The sequence below is a fragment of the Streptacidiphilus jiangxiensis genome (assembly GCF_900109465.1).
GTDB lineage: Bacteria > Actinomycetota > Actinomycetes > Streptomycetales > Streptomycetaceae > Streptacidiphilus > Streptacidiphilus jiangxiensis.
In genome coordinates this window covers 195798-221195 of sequence record NZ_FOAZ01000010.1, presented here as the reverse complement: position 1 = coordinate 221195, position 25398 = coordinate 195798, and the positions used below count along the sequence as shown (strand labels likewise).

The 25398-nt window shown below is 71.5% G+C and carries 23 protein-coding genes; 19 read left to right on the top strand and 4 right to left on the bottom strand.

The genetic code is table 11. The features are described from left to right. The first annotated feature begins 125 nt into the window (after positions 1-125). The 3 genes from BMY61_RS20685 to BMY61_RS20675 all read left to right on the top strand — a co-directional run bounded on the left by BMY61_RS20685 (position 126) and on the right by BMY61_RS20675 (position 1148). The gene (locus BMY61_RS20685) at positions 126-467 is read left to right on the top strand and encodes a DUF3618 domain-containing protein (protein WP_042459129.1); all 342 of its coding nucleotides are present in this window, start codon (positions 126-128) and stop codon (positions 465-467) included. A gap of 95 nt (positions 468-562) precedes the next feature. After that, positions 563-868, top strand: coding sequence for a GroES family chaperonin (locus BMY61_RS20680; RefSeq protein ID WP_143094459.1), 306 nt, complete (start codon positions 563-565; stop codon positions 866-868). A gap of 13 nt (positions 869-881) precedes the next feature. Next, positions 882-1148: a hypothetical protein gene (locus tag BMY61_RS20675; RefSeq protein WP_042459123.1), complete on the top strand. Its 267-nt coding sequence runs from the start codon at positions 882-884 to the stop codon at positions 1146-1148. A 553-nt stretch (positions 1149-1701) separates the two neighbouring features. Here BMY61_RS20675 and BMY61_RS20670 read toward each other — a convergent pair. Beyond that, a complete protein-coding gene (locus BMY61_RS20670) occupies positions 1702-3330 on the bottom strand; it encodes an MFS transporter (RefSeq protein WP_042459120.1) in 1629 nt (542 codons plus the stop codon). A gap of 170 nt (positions 3331-3500) precedes the next feature. Here BMY61_RS20670 and lpdA point away from each other — a divergent pair, with 170 nt between their 5' ends. From lpdA to BMY61_RS20655, 3 genes are all read left to right on the top strand, one after another. Beyond that, positions 3501-4904 (top strand): dihydrolipoyl dehydrogenase, encoded by a 1404-nt coding sequence (gene lpdA / locus BMY61_RS20665; protein WP_042459117.1) that lies wholly within the window; start codon positions 3501-3503, stop codon positions 4902-4904. A 163-nt stretch (positions 4905-5067) separates the two neighbouring features. Continuing rightward, positions 5068-6837 (top strand): FG-GAP repeat domain-containing protein, encoded by a 1770-nt coding sequence (locus tag BMY61_RS20660; protein ID WP_042459114.1) that lies wholly within the window; start codon positions 5068-5070, stop codon positions 6835-6837. Positions 6838-6866: 29 nt separating this feature from the next. Further along, on the top strand, positions 6867-7355 hold the full coding sequence (locus BMY61_RS20655) for a GNAT family N-acetyltransferase (RefSeq protein ID WP_042459111.1): 489 nt from the start codon (positions 6867-6869) through the stop codon (positions 7353-7355). Here BMY61_RS20655 and BMY61_RS20650 read toward each other — a convergent pair whose 3' ends face one another. Next, entirely contained in the window at positions 7356-9662 is a 2307-nt protein-coding gene (locus tag BMY61_RS20650; RefSeq protein WP_052439467.1) for a transglycosylase domain-containing protein, read from the bottom strand. A gap of 409 nt (positions 9663-10071) precedes the next feature. Here BMY61_RS20650 and BMY61_RS20645 point away from each other — a divergent pair, with 409 nt between their 5' ends. From BMY61_RS20645 to BMY61_RS20625, 5 genes are all read left to right on the top strand, one after another. Beyond that, complete coding sequence (locus tag BMY61_RS20645; RefSeq protein ID WP_042459108.1) at positions 10072-10881, top strand: ABC transporter permease; 810 nt, start codon at positions 10072-10074, stop codon at positions 10879-10881. A 76-nt stretch (positions 10882-10957) separates the two neighbouring features. Beyond that, on the top strand, positions 10958-11722 hold the full coding sequence (locus tag BMY61_RS20640) for an ABC transporter permease (RefSeq protein WP_082015624.1): 765 nt from the start codon (positions 10958-10960) through the stop codon (positions 11720-11722). Positions 11723-11754: 32 nt separating this feature from the next. After that, positions 11755-12723: an ABC transporter ATP-binding protein gene (locus BMY61_RS20635; RefSeq protein WP_082015619.1), complete on the top strand. Its 969-nt coding sequence runs from the start codon at positions 11755-11757 to the stop codon at positions 12721-12723. 94 nt (positions 12724-12817) lie between these two features. After that, positions 12818-13906, top strand: coding sequence for an LppU/SCO3897 family protein (locus tag BMY61_RS47780; RefSeq protein ID WP_236656642.1), 1089 nt, complete (start codon positions 12818-12820; stop codon positions 13904-13906). 46 nt (positions 13907-13952) lie between these two features. Then, positions 13953-15524 (top strand): beta-N-acetylhexosaminidase, encoded by a 1572-nt coding sequence (locus BMY61_RS20625; RefSeq protein ID WP_236656641.1) that lies wholly within the window; start codon positions 13953-13955, stop codon positions 15522-15524. A gap of 51 nt (positions 15525-15575) precedes the next feature. On the opposite strand, the gene BMY61_RS20620 is transcribed toward BMY61_RS20625, so the two are convergent. Beyond that, positions 15576-16745, bottom strand: coding sequence for an aminotransferase class V-fold PLP-dependent enzyme (locus BMY61_RS20620; RefSeq protein ID WP_042459106.1), 1170 nt, complete (start codon positions 16743-16745; stop codon positions 15576-15578). 129 nt (positions 16746-16874) lie between these two features. Between BMY61_RS20620 and BMY61_RS20615 the strand changes: the two genes are divergently transcribed. From BMY61_RS20615 to BMY61_RS20590, 6 genes are all read left to right on the top strand, one after another. Then, positions 16875-18149 (top strand): DUF445 domain-containing protein, encoded by a 1275-nt coding sequence (locus tag BMY61_RS20615; protein WP_042459103.1) that lies wholly within the window; start codon positions 16875-16877, stop codon positions 18147-18149. 31 nt (positions 18150-18180) lie between these two features. After that, on the top strand, positions 18181-19215 hold the full coding sequence (locus tag BMY61_RS20610; RefSeq protein ID WP_042459100.1) for an adenosine deaminase: 1035 nt from the start codon (positions 18181-18183) through the stop codon (positions 19213-19215). Positions 19216-19264: 49 nt separating this feature from the next. Further along, positions 19265-20083, top strand: a complete 819-nt coding sequence (locus tag BMY61_RS20605) for a class E sortase (RefSeq protein WP_042459097.1) — start codon at positions 19265-19267, stop codon at positions 20081-20083. Beyond that, complete coding sequence (locus BMY61_RS20600) at positions 20080-20862, top strand: GntR family transcriptional regulator (protein WP_236656640.1); 783 nt, start codon at positions 20080-20082, stop codon at positions 20860-20862. Before BMY61_RS20605 ends, BMY61_RS20600 begins: the two co-directional genes overlap by 4 nt. Before the next feature lie 136 nt (positions 20863-20998). After that, complete coding sequence (locus BMY61_RS20595) at positions 20999-22120, top strand: TIGR03364 family FAD-dependent oxidoreductase (RefSeq protein WP_042459093.1); 1122 nt, start codon at positions 20999-21001, stop codon at positions 22118-22120. A 4-nt stretch (positions 22121-22124) separates the two neighbouring features. Then, positions 22125-22814 (top strand): phosphonatase-like hydrolase, encoded by a 690-nt coding sequence (locus BMY61_RS20590; protein WP_042459091.1) that lies wholly within the window; start codon positions 22125-22127, stop codon positions 22812-22814. A gap of 132 nt (positions 22815-22946) precedes the next feature. Here the strand turns inward: BMY61_RS20590 and BMY61_RS20585 are convergent, their stop codons facing one another. Then, complete coding sequence (locus BMY61_RS20585) at positions 22947-24002, bottom strand: GDSL-type esterase/lipase family protein (RefSeq protein WP_042459088.1); 1056 nt, start codon at positions 24000-24002, stop codon at positions 22947-22949. 84 nt (positions 24003-24086) lie between these two features. Here BMY61_RS20585 and BMY61_RS20580 point away from each other — a divergent pair, with 84 nt between their 5' ends. Together BMY61_RS20580 and BMY61_RS20575 are read left to right on the top strand one after the other, a co-directional pair. After that, complete coding sequence (locus BMY61_RS20580; protein ID WP_042459085.1) at positions 24087-24422, top strand: ArsR/SmtB family transcription factor; 336 nt, start codon at positions 24087-24089, stop codon at positions 24420-24422. 218 nt (positions 24423-24640) lie between these two features. Further along, the gene (locus BMY61_RS20575; RefSeq protein ID WP_042459178.1) at positions 24641-25381 is read left to right on the top strand and encodes an HAD-IIA family hydrolase; all 741 of its coding nucleotides are present in this window, start codon (positions 24641-24643) and stop codon (positions 25379-25381) included. The last annotated feature ends 17 nt before the right edge of the window (positions 25382-25398 follow it).

Here is a 25398-nt window from a genome sequence, read left to right as displayed (position 1 = left end):
TACCGCCCGGGGCGCCCGGTTGCGGCGTGTCTCACAGCGGGGTGCCGCTGCGCGCGGGCGCGCGGGACCTGACAGACTGTCCAGAAGGAGTAGCAGTCGGCGAGCGAGCGAGAGAGGGTGTCCTCGTGGGCGAGGTCAGCACCAGGGACGAGAGTCGGGACCGGCGGAGCGCGGCCCAGATCGAGGCGGACATCGCCCGCACCCGGGCGCAGCTCGCCGCGACGCTCGACGAGCTGGCGGTGGCCGTCCACCCCTCGACGATCGTCGGCCAGGCCAAGGCGCAGGCCAAGGCGTCCGTCGACCGCACGGTCGGTCAGGCGTTCGTGGCCGTGAACCGTGGTGTGGAGCAGGTGCGGGCGCAGTTCGTGGACGAGAAGGGGCAGCCGCGCAAGGAGCGGATCATCCCCGTCGTGGCGGTCGCCGGCGCGGTGGTGGTCGGTCTCGTGCTGTTGCGCCGGAAGAAGTAGCCTCCGGCTGCCTGTACGGTTTCTGCGTGAGTGCGGACGACACTGTGAGCAAGAAGAAGCACGACTCCTCCTTCGGCGAGAAGCTGCCGATCCGGATGCTGCACGACCGCGTCCTGGTCCGCACCGAGGGCCCGGAGGGGGAGCGACGCTCCACCGGCGGCATCCTGATCCCGGCCACCGCGGAGCTGTCCAAGCGATGCGCCTGGGCCGAGGCCGTGGCCGTCGGCCAGAACGTGCGCAGCATCGAGCCGGGGGACCGGGTCCTGTACGACCCGGAGGACCGCGCCGAGGTCGAGGTCCGCGGCACCATCTACGTGCTGCTGCGGGAGCGCGACATCCACGCGGTCGCGTCCGAGCGGGTGAGCGAGGCGGACGGCACGAGCACGGGCCTGTACCTGTAGGCGGAGGGGTCGGATGGGCGACGTCGCGTTGACGGAGAAGGTCGTTCAGGCGCTGGGACAGCTCCTGGTGAGCATCGAGAACAGCAGCGCCGAGGACATGGACCCGGCGATGGCCGGCAACCTCGTCGAGGACGTCTCGTTCGTGCTGTCCGAGCTGTCCGGCCAGGAGCGGGGCGACCTGACGGCGATCTTCGGGCGCATCGCTGACAGCGAGCCCGACCCGGACAACCGGGAGGCGTTGCGTCGGCTCCCGGAGACGCTCGGTCTCGACGCCGACTGAGCCTCTCCCGCAGACCGCGCGGCCGCGCCGCCGCGAGGCCGGCTGCCTGGCTCGGCAGGTCGGTGGACCGGCCTCCTTGAACCGGCTTACCTGGCGACGCGCGACGCATCGGCCGTGATGGAACCATCGCCGGCAAGAGCCAGCCGGCGAGGTTCTCGATGGCCGCCGTCTCCTGACGGGAGAGTCGCAGCCACGCCTCGGCCACCGGGTCCGTCGAGCCGGTCTCGAACATGTTGTCACCTTCCCCGAAGCCGCTCCGTCATGGGTGATGTCGGGCCCGGACGGGTCCAGGTAACCGCTGAAGGAACAAGGCTGACGGAACCACGCCGAGGAGGAGCGGCGGCGCTCGCGCTGACCGAGGCCGCCACCCGCATCCAGGCGGGTGCCCCCGGCGTGACCGACGAGGTCCGGGATGCAGCTGCCGACCTCCGGATCAACCACATGATCCGGGAGCAGGCAGGCAGGACCTGGTGAGCACACGCGACGCCGACGGCATCAGCACGGGAGGCTGTACCTGGAGCGGAAGCCGGTTCTGCCGGCGGCCCGCCGGGGATCAGCTGCCCGGGCGGTCGGTCGAACCGGGCTGCGTCGTCGGGATGCGCTGCACGAAGAACAGCCCGATGAGCCCGACGAACGCGAGGATCGCCAGGGCGACCTTCAGGCCGTCGATCCGAGCGTCCGCGTTGGCGTCGAGCGCCGCCTGGGTCACCTGCGAGTTCGCCCCCGCCTGGTCGAGGGCGGCCCGGAGCTGGGCGTCCGACAGGAACGGAATGCCACCGGCGAGCTGCTCCGTGGCGTGGGCCTTGACCCGGTCGGGGATGGCTGGGCTCTGCTCCACGTTCGTCAGGAACGACGAGGTGAGCACCCCGATCATGACCGATCCGGCGAGTGCCGTGCCGATGGAGGCGCCGAGGTTGGTGACGGTGTTCTGGATGCCTCCGACGTCGGCGCTCTGCTCGTCCGGGACCGCGGAGACGGTGACCGATCCGAGTTGGGAGGCGAGAGCGCCCATGCCCAGGCCGATCAGCAGGAGCGGCACGGTGGTGGCCGCCGCCCCCGAGCTGGGCTTCAGGGTCGCCATCAGCACCGCCGCGCCGGCCACCATCGCGAGCAGGCCGTAGCGCACGACGCGGCGCGGCGACACGTCGGGGAAGAGGCGCGGGATGCCGACGGCCCCCGCCAGCAGCGTGAGTGACAAGGGCAGGATCCGCACGCCCGTGGCGAGCGCGGACAGGCCCAGTGCCACCGACAGATAGAGCGGCACGACGAAGAACACGCCCATCAGCATCAGGTACTGGAAGAAGAACATCGTCAGTCCGCCTGTGAGCTGACGGTTGTGCAGCATCGCCTGGTCGACCAGCGGCTCCCGGCCCTGCGTCGTGAGGCGGGCCTCCCAGCGGAGGAACAGCCACAGCACCAGCAGGCCCGCCAGCATCAGCCAGACGACCGGTGAGAGGCCGAACCAGGACGGCCCGCCGGGCTTGGGGACGAACCAGCCCCAGCCGCTCGAACGGAGCACGCCGAAGACGAACAGGCCGAGGCCGAGCGCCGACAGGACGGCGCCGACCACGTCGATGCGAGGGGACCGGTCGGGCACCGCGTCGGCCATGCGACGCGCGAGCAGGAGGATGCCGAGAATCACCACGACCTCGCCCACGAAGACCCAGCGCCAGGAGAAGTAGGTCGTCGCGATGCCGCCGATGAGCGGTCCGAGGGCGATCGCGATGGCGCCGGCCGCCGCGACCAGCCCGTAGGCGGCCGGGCGCTGCTGCTTGGTGAAGTTCGAGGCGACCAGGGCCACGATCGCCGGCAGGATCAGCGCCGCGCCGACGCCCTCCAGGAAGGACCAGCCCAGCAGCAGCACGGGCAGGTTCGGTGCGAGCGCGGTGGTGAAGGAGCCGCAGCCGTAGACCACGCAGCCGATCATGAACGCGCGTTTGCGGCCGATGATCTCCCCGACCTTGCCGCCGGGAATCATGAGCACGGCCATCACCAGCGTGTAAGCCGTGATCGCGCCCTGGATCCCGGTCACCGAGGTGCCCACGTCGTGCGCCACGGTCGCGATCGACACGTTCATCACGGAGCTGTCGAGCGCCATGACGAACTGTCCCGAGGCCAGCGTCAGCAGGACCAGTCCCGATGCGCCGCCCAGGCCGGTCGATTCTTCCGATTTGTCACCCATGACGGCATCTTCCTGCCGAGGGCGGTCGGCGCCGCTCTGACTCGCCGGAAACGGCCTCACGCGGACGGAGGAGCCAGGGGACGGCCGGGACCGGGGCCGCGTGCGCCACCCGACTGTCACGTCGATCACAGCCGAGGTGGCGGGCCCCGGTTGGGCGTAGAGTCCGAGGCATGAGTGAGCACTTTGATGTGGTGGTTCTGGGCGCCGGTCCCGGCGGCTACGTGGCCGCGATCCGGTCCGCGCAGCTGGGTCTGAGCACGGCGATCGTCGAGGAGAAGTACTGGGGCGGGGTCTGCCTGAACGTGGGCTGCATCCCCTCCAAGGCGCTGCTGCGCAACGCCGAGCTGGCGCACCTGTTCACCCACGAGGCCGACACCTTCGGCATCCGGGTCGACGGCAAGGTGAGCTTCGACTACAAGGCGGCGTTCGAGCGCAGCCGCCAGGTCGCGGACGGCCGGGTCAAGGGCGTCCACTTCCTGATGAAGAAGAACAAGATCCGCCAGTTCCAGGGGCGTGGCCACTTCGTCGACGCCAACACCCTGCAGGTCGCCCTGGTCGAGGGCGGGACCGAGACGGTCACCTTCGACCACTGCATCATCGCCTCCGGCGCGACCACCCGCCTGCTGCCGGGCACGCAGCTCAGCAGCCGCGTGGTCACCTACGAGGAGCAGATCCTCAGCGACTCCCTCCCCGAGAGCATCGTCATCGCGGGCGCGGGCGCCATCGGCGTCGAGTTCGCATACGTGCTGCACAACTACGGCGTCAAGGTCACCATCGTCGAGTTCCTCGACCGGATGGTGCCGCTGGAGGACGCGGACGTCTCGGCGGAGCTGGCCAAGCGCTACCGCAAGCTGGGTATCCAGGTGCTCACCTCGACCCGGGTCGACTCCATCGACGACAGCGGCGAGAAGGTCCGCGTCACCGTGACCGGCAAGGACGGCGCCCAGCAGGTGCTGGAGGCCGACAAGGTGCTGCAGGCGATCGGCTTCGCGCCGCGGGTGACGGGCTACGGCCTGGAGAACACCGGCGTGGCGCTGACCGAGCGCGGCGCCATCGACGTGGACGCGCGCTGCCGCACCAGCGTGCCGCACATCTACGCGATCGGTGACGTGACGGCCAAGCTGATGCTGGCTCACGCGGCCGAGTCCATGGGCATCATCGCGGCGGAGACCATCGCCGACGAGGAGACCATGGAGCTCGACTACGTGATGATCCCGCGCGCCACCTACTGCCAGCCGCAGATCGCCAGCTTCGGCTGGACGGAGGCGCAGGCGCGCGAGAAGGGCTTCGACGTCAAGGTCGCCAAGTTCCCGTTCACGGCGAACGGCAAGGCGCACGGCATCGGCGAGCCCGGCGGCTTCGTCAAGATCATCGCGGATGCCACCCACGGCGAGCTGCTCGGCGCGCACCTGATCGGCCCGGACGTCACCGAGCTGCTGCCGGAGCTGACCCTGGCCCAGCAGTGGGACCTGACGGTCACCGAGGTGGCCCGCAACGTCCACGCACACCCGACGCTGGGCGAGGCGGTCAAGGAGGCCATCCACGGCCTGGCCGGGCACATGATCAACTTCTGAGCCCGAACCTCCTGGGCGAGGGGCTGCCGCCGGTGCGACGACCGGTGGCAGCCCCTCCTGCCTTCCGGGTCGGGCGAGGCTCTATGATCACCGCGCTGCCAGTCGTTCGAGCGCGGTCCATCTGCCTCTGCCGGGGTGCGGGCCGCCAGGAGGGGATCGTCCAATGCGTCTTCGTTCCGCTGGCCCGCGCCTGCTCGCGGCGGGCGCCGCTTGCCTGCTCTGCCTCGCTCCCGCCGCTCCGGCCTCGGCCGACCAGAGCGCTGCAGTCGACCAGAGCCCTGCGGCCATCAGTCTTCAGGGCCCCGCGTACTACTCGGTTGCCGAGCCCTACCATCTCGACGTCACCCTCGGGCAGTTGCCTGCGGCTCCCGCCGACGTCGTGTACGTCTTCCACGCCTCGACCCCGGGACTGACCGCCTTCACCGGCAACCAGGTGCTCGAACCGTCCACCGTGGTGACGGACGCCTCCGGGACGACCGTCACCGTCCGTCTCCACGTCCCCTACGGCACGACGCTGACCGCCGGGCAGGTCCTGGACCGACAGATCGACCTGCGCGAGCCGCTCGGCACGTACGTGCCGGTGACCATGACCGCGGAACTGGTGGACCACGCGTCGGGTCAGGTCGAGGCGAGCAGCGCGCCGGTCACGGCCCCGATCGTCGACGTGAGCGACGCGACCACCTGGCAGAGCACCGCCGGCACCGGCAACGGTTTCACCAGCGCGATGCCGATCGTGCAGACCACGACGCCGAACTCCTACATGCTGGACGTCGATCCCGCCGTCAGCCCCGGCCTGGTGGGTGCCCGGGCGGTGGTCACCGTCAGTGCGGCGCAACTGCGCGCGGCCGGATACACCGCGGCGCAGGTGGCGGCCGGCCTGGAGCCGGGGGCCGGCGTGGGCACCGACAACCTGGTCCCTGCGGCCGCATGGACGGCCAACCCGGACGGCTCCCTCAGTCTCGCGTTGCCGCCGCAGGACTTCGCGCCGGCCACGATCGGCAGTGGGGCACAGCCCAACTACTACTGGCAGCTCACCCTTGACGCCGACTGCACGCTCCCGCCGGCGACCCTCGACGCCGACATCGCCGTCACGGCCGGGAACGGCCAGGTACTGACCGACCGGCAGCAGGCGTTCACCATCCGGCGCGGGGAGTGCCTGACCCACGACTTCACCGGGGACGGCAGGCCCGATCTCCTCGCACGGGACCGCGCCGGTGTCCTGTGGCTCTTTCCCGGCACCGGGCGCGCCGCCGCGCCGTACGGCCACCGGATCCGCGTGGGCGGCGGCTGGATGGTCTACACCAGCTTGGTCGCCTCCGGCGACCTCAGCAAGGACGGACACGACGACCTGATCGCCCGGGACCGCACCGGCCACCTGTGGCTGTACCAGGGGACCGGCAACGCCTCGGCCCCGTTCCGGCCCCGCGTTCCGGCGAGCGTGCCCGTCGTCGGGACCACGAACCGGTTGGCTGCGAACGGTCCGCTCGAAGGCGACGGTCTGGCCGATGTCGTGGACTACGGCGGCAACCCGACCGTCTTCCTCATCGGCACCGGAAAGGCGAGCAGTCCCTTCAGCGCCGCCGGAGGGACGGCCGAGCCGCTGCGCGGGTACTCCACCGTGACGGGCGCCGGGCGCCTCGCCCGCCAGCAGTGGTTCGCGGCCCGGGACGGCTCGGGTGTCCTCTGGCTGGTGCCCGATCTCTACCGGTGGGAGGAGAACACCACGAAGCGGGTCCGGGTCGGCGGCGGCTGGCAGATCTACAACACCGTCGTGCAGTCGGGCGATGCCTCGTCCTCGGGGCACGACGGGCTGGTCGCCCGCGATGGAGCCGGCAGGCTGTGGCTGTACACCGGCACGGGCGAGGTCGGCGTTCCGTACCTCCCACGGGTGCTGGTTGGTGGCGGCTGGCAGAGCTACGACCTGCTCGTCTGAGGGAGAGGGCATGGAGCAGGATGTGCTCCATGCCCTTCGATGCTTTCCGGGACCTGACGGTCCGCCAGGCCCGACCTGCCGACTACGACGCGATCGTCGCCGTGGTCGACACGTGGTGGGGGCGGCCGATCAAGGCCACGCTGCCGCGGCTCTACCTGGAGCACTTCCACGCCACCAGCCGCGTCGCCGAGCACCCCGACGGGTCGCTCGCCGGGTTCCTGATCGCGTTCCTGTCGCCCTCGCTGGCGCAGGAGGCGTACATCCACTTCGTCGGGGTCGACCCGGCGCTGCGGGGCAGCGGGCTCGCGGGGCGGCTGTACCGGGAGTTCTTCGCCGAGGCGGCCGCGGCCGGGCGCGACGTGGTGCGGGCGGTGACCTCGCCCGTCAACCACGGGTCGATCGCGTTCCACACCGCCATGGGCTTCTCCGTCACCGGCCCCGTCGACGGCTACAACGGCGAGGGCTCCAGCCTGATGCTCTTCGAGCGTCGGCTGGAGCCCACTTCCGGGACGCGGTGACTACGGCGTCTGGACCACGTTCTGCGGTGACGGCTTCGTCGTCGGCGTGGCCGGCGGCGTCGTGGGCTGCGTGGTCGGCTGGGTCGTCGGTTGAGTCGTGGGCTGCGTGGTCGGCTGACTGGTCGGCCACGGGTTCGGGGTGATCGGAGTCCGCGTCGGGGTCGGCGTCGGGGTGGTGGTGGCCGTGGACGACGGGGTCGGCACGGTGGTCGGCGTCGGGGCGGTGTAGTAGCTGCCCGTCTGCAGGTCGAAGCTGACGTCCGGCAGGTCGGCGAGCGCCTGCTGCATGTAGTTCGTCCAGATCTGCGTCGGGTACGAGCCGCCGTTGACGCGGGAGATGCCCGCGGCGTCGCCGAGCGACATCTGGTGGTTGTTCGGCAGCTGCGCGAACAGGCCCACGGCGGTGGAGAGCTGCGGGGTGTAACCGGCGAACCAGGCGGACTTGTTCGCGTCCGTGGTGCCGGTCTTGCCCGCCGCGTCGCGGCCGAGCGCCTGCGCGGCGTAGCCGGTGCCGTTGTTGACGACGCCCTGCAGGACCTGCGTCACGGTGTCCGCCACGCTGCGGTCGAAGGCCTGCTTCGCGGAGTGCTGCGGCATGGTCTTGGACTCGCCGTCCTGGCTGACCGACTGCACCGACCACGGGGTGATCTGCATGCCGTGGTTGGCGAAGGTCGCGTACGCGCCCGCCAGGTCGATCGCGTTCGGGGACGAGGTGCCCAGGGCGATCGAGGCGTTGCCCGCGCTCATGCCCGGCGTGTCCGCCGGGAGCCCGGCGTTGATCGCGGCCTGGCGCACCTGGTCCAGGCCGACGTCGGCGGCCATCTGCGCGTAGACGGAGTTGACCGACTTCGCCATGGCCGTGGCCACGCTGATCTGGCCGTAGTTCATGTCGTCCTCGTTGGGCGGGTTGTAGGCCGCGACGTTCGGCGGCAGGCCCATGACCTGGCGGCCGCTGGTGCCGTCGTAGGTCGTGTAGGGGGTGATGGTGCGCCCGTCCTGCGTGGTGGCGTGCTGCGACAGCGCAGCCGCCAGGGTGAAGGCCTTGAACGTCGAGCCCTCCGCGATGTCGTCGCGCAGCGCGTCGTTGTACGGCTGGGTGATGTAGTCCGGACCGCCGTAGGCGGCGACGACCTTGCCGGTGGACGGCTCCACGGAGGCGGCGCCCGCGCGGATGTACTTCGCCTTGGCCGAGTTGGACTTGAGGCCGCTCAGCTCGTCCTTCACCGAGCCCGCCAGCGCGTTCTGGTCGCTCTTGCTGAAGGTCGTGACGATCTTCCAGCCGCCCTGGGACAGCTCGTCCCGGGTCATGACCTTGTTGCTGAACAGGTAGTTGTCGGCGATGTCGATCAGATAGCCGGCCTGCCCGGACATGCCCTTGACCGAGGCGGCCTTCTTGACCGTCGGGAAGGTGGCCTTGGCGCGGTCGGCCGCGTTCAGGTAGCCGAGCTTGGTCATGCCGTCCATGACGTAGTTCCAGCGGTTGACCGCGGCCTGCTTGCCGGCCTGGGTGGTCGTGGAGGAGTTCACGTCGTAGGCGCTCGGCGCCTGGAGCAGGGCGGCCAGGTAGGCGCTCTGCTCGGCGTTGAGCTGGGAGGCGTTGATGCCGAAGTAGGCCTGGGCGGCGGCCTGGACGCCGTAGGCGCCGCGGCCGAAGTAGGAGGTGTTCAGGTACCCGGCCAGGATGTCGCTCTTGGACTCGGTGCGGTCCACCTTCAGCGCGATGAAGAACTCGTTGATCTTCCGGCTGATCGTCTGGTTCTGGTTCAGGTAGTAGTTCTTCACATACTGCTGCGTGATCGTCGAACCACCCTGGACGCCCTGGCCGCGGGCGGTGTCCCAGGCGGCGCGGGCCATGCCGGTGAGGCTGACGCCCTGGTTCGAGTAGAACGTGCGGTCCTCGGCGGAGACCGCGGCGTGCTGCATCTCGGGCGAGATCTGGTTGAGCGGGATGATGATCCGGTTCGTCTCGCCGGTCTGCCCGATCACGGTCTTGCCGTCGTTGTAGTAGTAGATGTTCGCCTGGGCGACCGCGGCGGCGTTGGCGTTCGGCGGTTCGACGCTCAGGTAGATGCCGACGAAGGCGGCCACGCCCAGCAGCACCGCCGTGAGCAGGCCCCCCAGGGCCATCCGCCAGGTGGGGATGATCCGCCGGTACCAGGGGAGCGCCTTGCGCCTCGCCTTCCGCGCCGCCTTCTTGGCGCGGCGTCGATCGCGCCCGCTGGCGCCCATTCCGCCTCCTTCGGCCCGGTCCTCGGCTTCGAGGGTGCCACCGTCCATGGGATTGGCCAGGCTGTCCGGATCGTCCATGCCTCTGTCACTGCTGCCCATGCGGTGGTGCTCCGGTGGTTCGTCTGGTGGTGCCGACTCGTCTGCTTGATCTGGTCTGCGTGATCGTTAAACGCCCCAATCGGGGCATTCTGCTCTACTGTGCCGGATTGTCCGGTGGTGGGCGAACCTCCTAGGCCGCTCGCGGGACCTTTGTGGCGGTGCTGTGACACTCGGCGCGTCGACTTCGCTACGCTGTGAGAGCGGCGTCACAGCCGCGCACAACCGAACAACGACGGCGCCAGCCCCTTCGTGACACCCCCCGGGTGTCGACGAACGGGGCCATTTCGGCGTTCCCGCGCAAGCGCGCGGGCCCGCCGCCATGCCTGTCGACAAGTCGACATCCGCTCGCTGTGCGCCGGCACAGCAGCAGGTCAGAGAAGGGAGTGTGATGTACACCGCAGTCTGTGTCCGCAGCTTCCGGCGCTACGCGACCTACCGTGCCGCCACCGGCGCGCGCGTGATCACCAACACCGTCTTCGGCTTCATCATCAGCTACACCTACCTCGCCCTGTGGCAGGTCCGTCCGCACCTGGGCGGTTACGACCTGTCGTCGGCCCTCACCTACGTCTGGATCGGCCAGGGCCTGCTCTCCGTCGCCGCCCTCAACGACCTCGGCGCCCTGACCGACCTGCAGACCCGGATCAGCAACGGCGACGTCGCCGTCGACCTGTACCGCCCGGTCGACCAGCAGGCCTGGTGGCTCGCGTGCGACCTGGGTCGGGCCGGCTACCAGCTGGTCGCCAACGCCGCGATCCCGATGCTCGTCGGCGCGCTCGCCTTCCACCTGCGCGTACCCCAGGGCTCCGGCTGGGCGGTCGCGGCCTGCTGGTCGGCGAGCGCGCTCGCACTGGTGCTGGCCCTCGTGGTCGGCTACGCGATCCGCTACCTCGTCGCGCTGACCGCCTTCTGGCTGCTCGACGTGCGCGGCGTGCAGCTCGTCTACTTCCTCGCCTGCTCGTTCTTCGGAGGCTTCTTCCTGCCCGTCACCCTCTTCCCTCCCGTCCTGGAGGCGATCGCGCGGGCGCTCCCGTTCGTCGCCGTCTTCCAGGTGCCCGCCGACGTCTTCCTGCAGCGCTACGACGCCGCCGGCACGCTCGCGGCGCTGGGCCTGCAGCTGGTCTGGGCCGTGGTGCTGCTCGGGATCGGACGGCTGGTGCAGGGGCGCGCCGTGCTGAAGGTGGTGGTGCAGGGTGGCTGAGACGCACCTCCCGCTGTGGCGGTCCGGCCGCTGGGAGCCGGGCCATGCGCTGCGCTGCTACGGCCACATCGTGCGGATGTGGATCCGGGCCGCGCTCGCCTACCCGGCCTCCTTCTGGATGACCGCCGTCGGCAACATGCTCCTGTCGGGGCTGGACTTCGCGGTCATCGCCGTGATGTTCCTGCACACCCACGCCCTCGGCGGCTGGAGCCTGCCGCAGGTCGCTTTCCTCTACGGCACCTCCGGCCTCACCCTCGGGCTCGCCGACCTGCTCGTCGGCAGTATGGACCAGCTCGGAGTCCGGGTGCGGGACGGCTCCGTCGACACCGTTCTGGTCCGGCCCGTCCCCGCGCTCGCGCAGATCGCCGGCGACCGCTTCGCGCTGCGTCGGCTCGGCCGGGTCACCCAGTCCGGCGCGGTCCTGGTCTGGTCCGTCGCCCACCTGCACCTGGACTGGACGCCGCTCAAGGCGCTGCTGCTGGTCTCGCTGGTGATCTGCGGGACGGTGATCTTCGGCTCGGTCTTCGTCGGCGGTTCGGCCTTCCACTTCTTCATGGCCGACGCGGCCGAGGTGCAGAACTCGTTCACCTACGGCGGGGCCACCATGCTCCAGTACCCGCCGACGATCTACGCCCGCGACATCGTCCGCGGCACCGTCTACGGCGTGCCGCTCGCCTTCGTCAACTGGCTGCCCGCGCTCCACCTGCTGGGCCGTCCCGACCCGCTGGGCCTGCCGTCCTGGTACGCGTTCGCCTCCCCGATCGCCGCGCTGCTGTGCGTCGTCGTGGCCGGCCTGCTGTGGCGTACCGGTATCCGCTCCTACCGCAGTACCGGAAGTTGAACCACCGTCAGCACCAGAAAGGGGTTTGTGCCGTGGACGATGCGCTGATCGAGGTCGAGGGTGTCACCAAGAGCTTCGTGGTCCGTCGCCGGGCCGGCCGGTTCCGGCGCACCAGGACGGTCGTCGATGCCGTCGCCGGGCTGGACTTCACCGTCCGGCGCGGCGAGATGGTCGGCTACATCGGCCCCAACGGGGCCGGCAAGTCCACCACCATCAAGATGCTCACCGGGATCCTGCTGCCCAGCAGCGGGCGGCTGCGGGTGGCCGGGGCCGACCCGGTGCGCGACCGGGTCCGGCTGGCGCAGCGCATGGGCGTGGTCTTCGGACAGCGCACCACGCTCTGGTGGGACCTGCCGTTGCGCGACTCCTACGAGCTGGCCCGCCGCATCTACCGCATCCCCGACGCCACCTACACCCGCAACCTCGCGCGCTGCGTCGAACTGCTGGAGTTGGAGGACCTGCTGGACGTGCCGGTGCGCCAGCTCTCGCTCGGCCAGCGGATGCGCGGCGACATCGCCGCCGCCCTGCTGCACGAGCCCGAGGTGCTGTACCTCGACGAGCCGACCATCGGTCTGGACGTGGTCAGCAAGCGTCGGGTGCGCGAGTTCCTGGCCCGGGTCAACGCGGAGCGCGGTACGACCGTGCTGCTCACCACGCACGACCTGACCGACATCGAGCAGCTCTGCTCGCGCGTCATGGTCATCGACCACGGCCGTGTCGTCTACGACGGCGGCCTCGACGGCCTGCACGAACAGGGCCGCAGTGAAAGGACGTTGGTGGTCGATCTGGAGCGGGAGCAGCCGCCGATCGAGCTGCCCGGCACCCGGCTGGTGCGCTGCGAGGGCACCCGGCAGTGGCTGGCCTTCCCGGCCTCGGCCAGCGCGGCGCCGCTGGTCGCGGCGCTCGCCGGGCGCTACGCGCTGCGGGACCTCTCGGTTCGCGAGCCGGAGATCGAGGACGTCATCGCCCGGATGTACGGGGAGGCGGTGGTAGCGGTGTGACGGCAGGGGCAGGGGCGGTCGGCGGCGTGGTGTAAGGAGCGGATAAGGTTCCCGTCTGTCCGTGCGTCAGATCGACACGGGCATCAACCGTTCGATGGGGGACTTCTCCGTGGCCACTCCGCCGCAGCCGCCCGGCAGCCCGTACGGCGCACCGAACCCGTACGGGCAGCAGCCCGGTCCGTACGACCAGTCCAACCCCTACGGCCAGCAGCCGCCGCAGCCGAACCCTTATGGCAACCCCGTGCCGCAGCAGGGGGGTTACGGCTACCCGCAGGCGCCGCAGCCGCCCCAGCCGCAGCCGGGTGGCTACGGCTATCCGCAGGACCAGCAGCCGCCGCAGTACCAGGTCCCGCCCCAGCCCAGCTACGGTCAGCAGCCCTACGGTCAACAGCCCTACGGACAGCCCGGGATGGAGCAGGGCGGGGGGACCTGCCGGTTCTGCGGCGGCTACCCGGCGACGGACGCGATGGTGCGTTCGCTGAAGGGGCGCTGGTTCTTCTACCGGTACACGCGGCTGCCCGGCCCGTACTGCCGGACCTGTGGCACGGCGGCGGTGCGCGACATGTCCGCGCAGTCGCTGGCGCAGGGCTGGTGGGGCTACGGCTCGCTGTTCATGGTGCCGATCTACCTCTTCATGAACCTCGCGGCGTTCAACAAGATCAAGGCGCTGCCCGAGCCGGCGCCCTACCCGCCGGGCCCGCCGATGGACCCGGGTAAGCCGCTGCTGCAGCGCCCGCAGGCGGCGGGCTTCCTGGTGCCGATCGCCTTCCTCCTGGTGCTGATCCTGGCCGTGGCCGTCTCGCTGGCGGGCAACTCGGGCCCGGTCTACCCGACCCCCGGGCCCTACGTCACCGACTCGCCGACGAGCCTGCCGACGGACACGCCGACCGACACGCCGACGGACCTGCCGACGGACACCTCGATGCCGACCGACCTGCCGACCGACGGCGGCGGCATCGACGGCAACCTCGCGATCGAGGGCCAGTGCGTGAAGAACTACGGCACCAACAGCAGCCCCGACCTGAAGATCGTGGACTGTGGCAGCGGCAGCGGCGTCTACGTGGTGGAGAAGAAGCTGTACGGCACCACCGACACCAGCGGCTGCCCGTCCGACGCGACCACGACCTACACGCACACCGAGACGGACAACAACTTCGTCATGTGCCTGAAGCCGTCGAGCTGACGCCGGCTGATTGCAATTGGTCCAGACCATGTGCAGCATGGTCCGCATGACACGCAGCGCGGGACCAAGGATCGGCCGCGCCCTCCTCACGGTGGGCGCGGCCGCCGCGCTGGCGCTGGTCGCGGGCTGCTCGTCCGGCGAGGGTGACACGGGCGGTGCGAGCAGCCGGACGCCGGCGGTCGTGCCACGGCCCGCACAGCTGACGGTCGGGTCCGGGGCCGGCTTCACCGTCACCTCGCGCACCTCCGTCCTCGCCGAGGGCGGGGCGGACGCCCGGGCCGCGGCGATGCTCGTGGCGGGCGAGCTGGACCTGCCGGGCGGCAGTCCGGCGGGCGGCGCCACGCCCGGCCCCGGCATCACCTTCCGGCTGGACCCGCAGGCCGGTACCGGCCCCGAGGGCTACACGCTGACCGCCGGGCCGTCCGGCGTGCTGATCACCGCTGCGGACGGCGCCGGGCTGTTCTACGGCGGCCAGACACTGCGTCAGCTCCTGCCCGCCGGACGGACGACCGGCACCGTCCCGCCGGTCGACGTGCACGACCACCCGCGCTACGCCTACCGGGGCGGCGGCCTCGACGTGGCCCGGCACTTCTTCTCCGTCGCCCAGGTCGAGTCGTACGTCGACGTGCTGGCGCTGTACAAGTTCAACCACCTGCACCTGCACCTCACCGACGACCAGGGCTGGCGCATCGCGATCAGCAGCCGCCCGCAGCTGACCGCCGTCGGCGGCCTGACCGAGGTGGGCGGCGGCAAGGGCGGCTTCTACACGGCGGCCGACTACCGCGCCATCGTCCGCTACGCCGCGGCCCGCCACATCACCGTCGTCCCGGAGATCGACCTGCCCGGCCACAGCAACGCCGCGATCGTCTCCTACCCCGAGCTCGCCTGCGACGGCGACCCCGCCGCCGCGCCCTACACCGACATCGGCGTCGGCTTCAGCCGGGTCTGCACCACCAAGGAGTCCACCTACCGGTTCGTCGACGACGTCGTGTCCGCGATCGCCGCGCTGACCCCCGGTCCGCTGATCCACCTCGGCGGCGACGAGGCGAAGACGCTCGACCCCGCCGACTACCGGGCCTTCATGAAGCGCGCGATCGCCGTCGGCCACGCCCACGGCAAGCAGGTCGTCGCCTGGGACGAGGCCGCGCCGGAGCAGCCGGACCTGGTCCAGGTGTGGCACCCGCAGTACGACCTGACGGACGACCTGCGCACCGGCATCGCGGCCGCCACCGGCCGCGGCGCGAAACTGCTGATGTCCCCGGCGGACCACACCTACCTCGACCAGAAGTACGACGCCTCCACCACGCTCGGCCTGGACTGGGCCGGGTACGTCGGCGTGCGGCAGGCCTACGACTGGAACCCCGACACGTACGTTCCGGGAGTACCGGCAGGCTCGGTCGCGGGCGTGGAGACGCTGCTGTGGACCGAGACCCTGTCCACGACGTCGGACCTGCAGACCATGGAACTCCCGCGCCTCCCCGCCCTGGCCGAGGTCGCCTGGACCCCGCAGTCGGCGCGCAACTGGTCCGACTTCCGCACCCGCCTCGCGGCCCAGGCGCCGCTGTGGACCGCCCAGGGCTGGACCTACACCAAGGCCGACGGGGTGGATTGGAAGTAGGCGAGCCCCTGGGGACGGGCCGGCCCCTGGAGGTGGGCGAGCCCGCGGCGGTCACACCGGAAGGGACGTCAGCGCCCGGTGGACCCGGTCCACGGCGGCCAGCGTCGTCGACCCGTGCGCGGACAGCCGCAGCTGGTCCGGGCGGACGGTCGCGGTGACGCCGTGCTCGGCCAGGCTCGCCGCGACCAGGACGGGCTCGGTGCGGGGCATCGTGAACGCCACGATGCCCGCCCGCTCCTGCTCGGCCTCCGGCGAGAGCACCACGCCGCCGACGCTGCGCACCGTGTCGATCAGCTGCGCGGTGCGCTCGGCGACGTGAGCCGCGATCCGGTCCACGCCGGTGCGCAGCACCAGCTCCAGCCCCGCGGCGAAGGCGCCCGCCGTCACCGGGCTGAGGTTGGTGAGCGAGAAGCGTGCCGCCCCCACTGCGGGCGGGTGCTCCTGGCTGTCGAAGACGCCGACGTCCTGCACCCCGGTCCAGCCCGTCAGGGTCGGCTCCAGCCGCTCCAGGGCGAGCGGGGAGGCGTACAGGAAGCCGGTCGACCAGCCCGAGCGGAGCCACTTCTGACCGCCGGTCACCACCAGGTCGGCCGCCGCCCAGGGCAGGTCCGTCACGCCCATGCCCTGGATCGCGTCCACGACCAGCAGCCGGTCCGGCCCGATCACCTCACGGATGCCGCCCAGGTCCGCACGGTAACCGGTGCGGTAGTCGACCGCGGAGACCGAGACGGCGACGGTCTCGGCCGTCAGGGCCTGCCGGACCAGCTCCGGCGTCACGCGGCCGTAGGCGTCCGGCTCGAGCGTGACCGGCCGCACCCGGCCCAGTCGGGCCGCTCGCAGCCACGGGTAGGCGTTGGAGGGGAACTCGCGCGCCGGCACCAGCACCGTGCCGTGCGGCAGGCCGAACGCGGCGTGGAACAGCCCGGTGCTGGCATTGGGCAGCAACGCCACCGCCTCCACCGGCACGCCGCCGAGCAGCTCGGCCGCCGCCTCGCGGGCGCGGAGCTCCTGCCGCATCAGCTCGTCCACGGTCGACGCGTCGGCGCGGGCGCTCTGCTCCAGGAGCAGCCGGGTGGTGTCCAGCACGTCCCGGGAGGGCGGGCCGAAGCGGCCGAAGTCGAGGTAGCCCTCGGACTCGGCGAAGTGCTCGGCGTAGCCGGCCAGGCCGCCGGTCGCACCGGGGGAGGGGAAGGACACGGGCACGGAACGGGGGGACGCCATCGTTGATCTCTCCGACGGTTCGACCGTTGTGTTTTCTGGCGCGGATTTTTCTGAGAGACGGGTGACACTTGCACCGTGGATACGCTCCCCAAGAAGCCGGAAGAAGCGACCGACGCGCGAGTAGACCGTATGCCCGCCGGGGCCGGTGCGGTGCGCTACACCGCCTCCGACGAGGTGAAACGGCGTGGCGTGCGTCGGATGAAGGCCATCGCGACCGGCTTCCTGGTGATCGCGACGGTGATCTACGTCCTCACCACCTGGGCGCTGCGTTCGGGGGCCGGCTCCTGGGCGGGCTACGTCCAGGCGGCGTCCGAGGCCGGCATGGTCGGTGCGCTGGCCGACTGGTTCGCCGTGACGGCGCTGTTCAAGCGACCGCTCGGGCTGCCCATCCCGCACACGGCGATCATCCCCACCAAGAAGGACGCCTTCGGCGTCAGCCTCGGCACCTTCGTCGGTGAGAACTTCCTCTCCATCGAGGTCGTCCGCACCCGCCTGCGCGCCCTCGGCGTCGGCAGGCGCCTCGGCCAGTGGCTCTCCGCACCGGGCAGCGCCGAGAAGGTGACCCGTGAGGCCTCCGCCGCGCTGCGCGGCGCGCTGACCGTGCTGCGCGACGAGGACGTCCAGGCCGTCGTCGGCGAGGCGGTCACCCGCCGCGCCGCGGCCCAGCCCGTCGCCCAGCCACTCGGCCGGATGCTCTCCCGCGTCGTCGAGGAGGGCGGCCACCGCGGTGTCGTCGACCTGTGCGCGGTCCGCCTGCACGACTGGCTCGTCGTCCACCGCGAGCAGGTCATCAGGACCATCTCGGAGGAGGCGCCCGGCTGGACGCCGAAGTTCATTGACAACCAGATCGGCGTCCGCGTCTACCGGGAGCTGCTGCGCTTCGCCACCGAGGTCCGCGACGACCCCGGCCACGCCGCGCGCGGCGCGATCGACAGCTTCCTGTCGGACTTCGCCTGGGAGCTGCGGGAGGATCCGGAGACCATCGGCCGCATCGAACGGGCCAAGGCCGACCTGCTGTCCCGCCCCGAGGTGCAGGACCTGATCGCCTCGGCATGGTCGGCGGTGCGCGGCATGGTCATGGAGGCCGCGGAGGACGAGAACAGCCAGCTGCGGGTCCGCATCCGTGACGGGCTGCGCAGTTTCGGCACGCGCCTGGCGGAGGACCCGCGCATGCAGGCCAAGGTCGACGGCTGGCTGGAGGACGCGGCGGAGTACGTGGTCGACACCTACCGCGGCGAGATCACCTCACTGATCTCGGAGACCGTCGCGGGGTGGGACGCGACCGAGGCCTCCCGCAAGATCGAGGCGAACGTCGGTCGGGACCTGCAGTTCATCCGCATCAACGGCACGGTGGTGGGGGCGGTCGCGGGGTTGCTGATCCACACCATTTCGACGTTGGTCTGACCTCGGGGCCGCCCGTGAGAGTGTGTGGACCATGACTGACAACCTGCGCGCCTTCGTGGCGGGAATGCCCAAGGCCGAGCTCCACGTCCACCACGTCGGCTCCGCCTCCCCCCACGTCGTCGCCGGACTGGCAGCGCGGTACGAGGGGCGGACGTCCGTGCCGACGGATCCGGACGCGCTGGCGAAGTACTTCGAGTTCACCGACTTCGGCCACTTCATCGAGGTCTATCTCTCCGTCGTGGACCTGATCCGCGACGCCGAGGACGTGCGCGCGCTCACCTACGGTGTCGCGCAGGACATGGCCCGGCAGAACATCCGCTACGCCGAGCTGACCGTCACCCCGTACAGCTCCGTCAGGCGCGGCATCCCGGGCGAGGCCTTCATGGAGGCCATCGAGGACGCGCGCCACGCCGCGGAGAAGGAGTTGGGCGTCACCCTGCGCTGGTGCTTCGACATCCCCGGCGAGGCGGGACTGGAGTCCGCCGAGGTGACCGAGCGTCTCGCGCTCGACCTGCGGCCGGACGGGCTGGTGAGCTTCGGGCTCGGCGGGCCCGAGATCGGGGTGCCGCGGCCGCAGTTCCAGCCGTTCTTCGACCGGGCGCGCGCGGCCGGCCTGCACAGCGTGCCGCACGCGGGGGAGAGCACCGGGCCGGAGACCGTCTGGGACGCCCTGCGCTTCCTCGGCGCGGAGCGGATCGGGCACGGCACGCAGTCCGTCAAGGACCCGGCGCTGGTGGACCATCTCGGTGAGCACCGCATCCCGTTGGAGGTCTGCCCGACCTCGAACATCGCCACCCGCGTGGTGGAGCGGATGGAGGAGCACCCGATCCGGCAGATGGTCGACGCCGGCCTGGTGGTGACCGTCAACAGCGACGACCCGCCGATGTTCGGCACCGATCTGAACCACGAGTACGAGGTCGTCGCCGCCCTGCTCGGACTGGACGAGGCCGGCGTCGCGGAGCTGGCCCGCAACGGCGTCCGCTCCTCGTTCCTCGACGACGCCGGCAAGGCCCGTCTGCTCGGTGAGATCGACGCGCATCTGGCGGGGTGGCGCCGGGAGGCGTAATCTGACGGCGCGTCAGAGATCTCTGGGGTTCGACGCGTGGGGAGCCGGGATGAGACCGCGGTGGCTGTGGGGACTGCGCCGCGGCCTCATCCTCTTCGGCGAACTGGCGGTCACCCTGGGGCTGGTGACGGTCCTGCTGGCGACGTACGAGCTGTGGTGGACCAACCGCGCCGCCGAGGCCAACGCCGCGCAGACGGTCTCCGCGCTGGAACGCCAGTGGGACGCGCAGGCGCAGCGCCAGGCCCGGCAGCAGGCGCAGGCCCCCTCGTCCGCGCCGGGTCCGACCGCCGGCGCGTCGCCGAGCGGGACCCCCGCGCCCCCGCCCGCGTCCGGAACCGGCGGTGGTGGTCGGGGCGGGAGCGGCGGGACGGGCATCGACTCCATGGCCCGCGACCTCACCGCCTTCGCGGTGATCCGCATCCCCACGCTCGGCCTGGTCTTCCCCGTCGCGGAGGGCGTCGACAAGTACGCCGTGCTCAACCACGGCTACATCGGCCACTACCCCGGCACGGCCATGCCGGGCCAGGCGGGCAACTTCGCCGTCGCGGGGCACCGCAACACGCACGGCCAGCCGTTCCGGTACCTCGACCGGATCCGGGTCGGCGACGCCGTGATCGTCGAGGTCGCCGGGTGGGACTACGTCTACCAGGTCGACTCGATCCTGCCCGAGACCGAGCCGAGCGACGGCACCGTGGTGCTGCCCGAGCCGTACAGCACCGACCATCCCTCCGGCCGCTACGGTTACCGCACGGCCGGCCACTACATCACCCTCACCACCTGCACGCCCCCGTTCACCTCGCTCTACCGGATGGTGGTCTGGGGACATCTGGTCGGCGAACAGCCGCGGCCGGTTACCGTGGGGGCGTGAGTCCACCACCCTCGCAGGCGCCGCGCCTGCCGCACGCGCCCGGCGCTCCCGTCCGGGCCGGCATCCCCGAACACGGCCGGATGCCCAAGTACTACCTCGCCAAGGCGCAACTGACGGAGCTCCTGGACGAATTGGGCGAGGGCGCCACGCTGCCGGCCGAGCGTGAGCTGGCCGAGCGCTACGGCGTCGCCCGGGAGACCCTGCGGCTCGCCCTGCGTGAGCTGCTGCTGGAGGGGCGGGTCCGCCGCCAGGGCCGCGGCACCGTCGTGGCCGGACCGAAGATCGAGCAGCCGCTCGCCCTCGGCTCCTACACCGAGGGCGTGCGCAAGCGGGGGCACACCCCGGGTCGCCGCCTGATCGGCCTGGAGCGGTTCGCCGCCGACGCCGACGCCGCGAGCGAACTCGGCGTCGAGCGCGGCGACTTCGTCTGGCACCTGGAGCGCGTCCTGCTCGTCGACGACGAGCGCGTCGGCCTGGAGAGCACCTATGCGCCGGTGGCGCTGCTGCCGCGCCTGGACGACGACTTCGACCCCGTCGGCTCGTTCTACGCCTATGCCCGCGACGCCGGCGGCCTGGTCTCCGGTGGCGGCGAGGAGCGGATCGAGACGGTGCTCGCCACCCCGCGCGAGGCGTTGCTCATCGGCACGCCCCCGGCGCTGCCCATGCTGCTGCTGCACCGGCGCAGTTGGGACGTGCGGGGGCGGGCGTTCGAGCGCGTCCGCACGCTCTACCGGGGTGACCGCTTCAGTTTCTCCACCGAGCTCCGGGCGGCCGAGTAGCCGTGCCGCCGAAGGGGGAACGAGGCTCTTTGGTCACAAAACGATAACGGGTCTAGTCCAAACGTGCCGCCGCTGTTCATGCTGGATTCACCGGGAAGGTCCCGTCGCGCAACCGCGGAGATCGAAGGTCGTCGGCGTGAAGGTCATCGTTGTGGGAGCAGGAGCGCTGGGGACCATGCATGCCTGGCATGCGGTCCAGCGCGGTCATGAGGTCGTCCACCTGGAGCGCGAGGAGCAGGCGCGCGGCGCGTCCGTGCGCAACTTCGGCCTGGTCTGGGTCGGCGGCCGGTCCGAGGGAGCCGAGCTCGACACCGCGCTGCGGGCCCGTGAGCTGTGGGAGGGCATCGCCGCCGAGGTGCCGGGGGTCGGGTTCCGCCCCTCCGGCTCGCTCACCGTGGTGCGCACCGAGGCGGAGCGAGCCGTCGCCGCCGAGGTCGTCGCCCGCCCCGACGCCGCCCGCCGCGGCTGGGAGTGGCTGGACGAGGACGCCGTCCGCGAGGCCAACCCGGCGCTCGGCGGCAAGCTCCTCGGCGCGCTCTGGTCGCCGCACGACGCCCAGGTCGAGCCGCGGGTCACCCAGCGCGCCCTGCAGGACCACCTGCGCGCCTCCGGCCGGTACACCTTCCTCGGCGGGCGCGAGGTCCGCGAGGTCGTCGGCGAGAACGCCGTCCGCGACGACCGCGGCGAGCTGCACGCCGGCGACCGCGTGGTGCTGTGCACCGGCGCCTGGCTCGGCGGCCTGGTCCGCGAGCTCGCCCCGCAGCTGCCGGTGCGCAGGGTGCGCCTGCAGATGATGCAGACCGAGCCGCTGGACGTGCCGCTCACCACCTCCGTCGCCGACGGCGACAGCTTCCGCTACTACCCCGCCTACCAGGGCCCCGCCCTGGACCGGCTGAACGACGGTCAGCCGCAGCACCCGATCGCCTCCGAGCACAAGATGCAGCTGCTCATGGTCCAGCGCCGCGACGGCTCGCTGACCATCGGCGACACCCACGAGTACGACCAGCCCTTCGGCTTCGACGTCGTCGAGGACCCTTACGCCTACCTGCGCGGAGTGGTCGAGGATCTGCTCGGCCGCCCGATGCCGGCGATCCGCCGCCGCTGGGCCGGCGTCTACGCCCAGTGCGTCGACACCACCCGCGTCGTCCACCGCGAGCGCCTGCGTGAGGGCGTCTGGCTGGTGACCGGCCCCGGTGGCCGTGGCATGACCTGTTCGCCCGCGATCGGCGAGGCGACCGCGAACGAGATGGAGCTGTAGACCGATGGCTGCAACAGCTGTGAAGCAGACGAAGCTGGTTGTCCTCGACATGGCCGGCACCACGGTGGCCGACGGGGGCCTGGTCGAACTCGCCTTCCAGGAGGCCGCACGCGAGCTCGGCGTCGAGGCCGGCAGCGAGCGCCACGCGGCGATGCTCGCCGACGTGCGCGCCACGATGGGCGAGAGCAAGATCACCGTCTTCCGCCGCCTCTTCGGCGACGAGGGCCTCGCCCAGCGCGCCAACATCGCCTTCGAGGCCGCCTACGACCGCCTCGTCGGCGAGGGCCACTGCGCCCCGATCGACGGCGCGGAGGCCGCGATCACCCGCCTGCGCGAGGCCGGCCTGACGGTCGTGCTCACCACCGGCTTCTCCGGTACGACGCAGCAGCGGATCATCGAGACCCTGGGCTGGCAGAAGCTGGTCGACCTGGCCCTCTGCCCGGCGGACGCCGGCCGTGGCCGCCCCTACCCCGACCTGGCGCTCGCCGCGCTGCTGCGCACCGGCGCGGCCGACAGCGTCGCGGAGATGGCGGTCATCGGCGACACCGGCTACGACATGCAGTGCGGCGTCCGCGCCGGCGCGGGCATCGTCGCCGGCGTCCTCACCGGCGCCCACGACGCCCCGCGCCTGCGCGCGGACGGCGCGACCCACGTGCTGGCGAGCGTCGCGGACCTGCCCGCGCTGGTGCTGTAGTTCGGGCTCCCGCAGGTAGTCGCACTGTCCGGGGCGCGGGCAACTGCGCGAGCAACCACTGACGAGCGGATGGCCCTGGAGGTTCGGGGCCCCGTCTCACCGGGTGGCTTGTCGCGCAAGTCCTCGCGCCCCTCAGGCGTGTGCCGCCACGAGGTCCAGGTGGACGGCTGCGGCGAGTGCCTCCGCGCCGGAGTCGCTGAGGTGGACGCCGTCGCCGGAGTCGAAGGGCGGCGCGAGGCGGGAAGGGTCCGCCGGATCCGCGACGGCGGCGGCGAAGTCGACGACCGGCCACGCCTTCTGCGCGGTGACCGCCTCGTTGACGGCCAGTCGGGTCGCCTCGTTGCCCGCTGCGCGGAACGTCTCGTAGACGCTGCCCATCATCGGCGTCAGCGTGCCGAGGACCGGGCGGATGCCGTGCTGCTGTGCGCGCGTCGCCAGGTCGAAGAGCACGGCCGTGATCTCCGGTGCCGTGGCGCCCGCGGGGAGGTCGTTGAGGCCGGCCATGAGCAGGAGATGGGTGGCCTCGGGGACGCCCAGGACGTCGCGGTCGAAGCGGTCGGGCAGGGTCGGGCCGAACAGCGGGCCGAGCAGTCGGTTGCCGCCGATGCCGGCGTTGAGGACGACGCCGGTGGTGCCGACGCGCCGCTGCAGGTGGTCCGGGTAGCGCTGGTCGAGATCCGGCGAGGTGCCGTCGCCGCGGGTGAGGGAGTCGCCGACGGCGACGATCACGGGACCCCGTGCGGGGGCGTCCGTCAGGACCCGGGTGATCCAGTAGAGCGAGCCGAACCGTTCGCTCGAGCCGAGCACCTCGCCCGTGCGCTGGGCGGAGTGCAGGAACGCCCCCGCCCCGGCGTCCGCGCCCAGCACGCAGTCCACGGTCAGCTCGTCCCCGTCGGCGAACGCGAACCCCACCGGATCGCTGGTCGCGGTCCTCCCCGCGGGGATCTCCCAGCGCGTCACGCCGGCGAGCGTCAGCGGTACGGAGTTCACCGTCACCGCGTCGAACACCAGCGGCCCGGTGCCGAACTCGTTGCTGAGGACGAGCCGCAGGGCGCTGCCGCCGCGGCGCACGCGGACCCGTTGGCGCACGGTCTCCGCGGCTGCGAACGCCCGCGGCTGCGGCATGAACGCCGGAGTCACGGCCGGGTCGCCGAGGGCGGCGAGGTAGGTGGTGCTCCAGGTGGCCATGACGGCACCCCTCCCGATCATCGATGCTCATCAATGTCTACGACGATAGTCGATGCAATCGATGGTTGTCGATATGATGGCGTCATGACGACGACAGCAGACGAACGCCATCCGGCGACGGACGAGCTCCGGCTGGTCAAGGTGCTCGGCGCACTCGCCGACCCGGTGCGGGTCGCCATCGTGCGCACCCTGGCGGGCCTCGGCGAGTCACCGTGCGTGGAGCTGCGCCGCGCCGCTGAGCTGACGATCGGCCAGCCGACCTTCTCCCACCACCAGCGCGTTCTGCGGGAGGCCGGCGTGCTGCGCGAGCGCGTGCAGGGCGCGCAGCGGATCGTCAGCCTGCGCGGCGAGGACCTCGACGCCTGCTTCCCCGGGCTGCTGACCGCCGTCCTCGCCACCCACCCCGATCAGGTGCGCTGAGCGCACCCGCATCGGGCTCGTCCTGCCTGGCGGGACGGGGCGCGAGTGCGCCGCCCGGCCGATTAGGCTGGGCGGTGGTCGGGGCAACCAGCGATTCACCAGATCACCAGAGTGGAGACACGGTCGTGGCTCAGAGCAACACCGCCGCCGAAGCAAGCCCGGACGAGAGCGCGAAGCCGGCCGCGCTGCGCAAGCCGATCGAGTCCTGGCTCACCGACATGGACGGCGTCCTGGTCCACGAGGGCACGGTCATCCCCGGCGCGGGCGAGTTCATCGGGAAGTTGCGGGAGTCGGGCAAGCCGTTCCTCGTGCTGACCAACAACTCCATCTACACCCCGCGCGACCTGCACGCGCGTCTGAAGGGCATGGGCCTGGACGTGCCGGAGGAGTGCATCTGGACCTCCGCGCTCGCCACCGCCAAGTTCCTGGCCGGACAGCGCCCCGGCGGCACCGCCTACGTCATCGGCGAGGCGGGCCTGACCACCGCGCTGCACCAGATCGGCTACGTGCTGACCGACAGCAACCCCGACTACGTCGTCCTCGGCGAGACCCGCACCTACAGCTTCGAGGCGCTGACGAAGGCGATCCGCCTGATCAACGCGGGTGCCCGGTTCATCTGCACCAACCCCGACGAGACCGGCCCCTCCACGGAGGGCGTGCTGCCGGCCACCGGCTCGGTCGCCGCGCTGATCACCAAGGCCACGGGCGTCGAGCCGTACTTCGTCGGCAAGCCCAACCCGCTGATGATGCGTGAGGCGCTGAACACGCTCAACGCGCACTCCGAGTCCACGGCGATGATCGGCGACCGGATGGACACCGACATCAAGTCCGGCATGGAGGCCGGCCTGAAGACCTTCCTGGTGCTGAGCGGCCTCACCTCGCAGTCCGAGGTCGAGCGCTTCCCGTACCGTCCGTCGCGGGTGGTCAAGTCGGTCGCGGAGCTGGTCGACGAGATCTGAGCACCTCGCTCACGCGC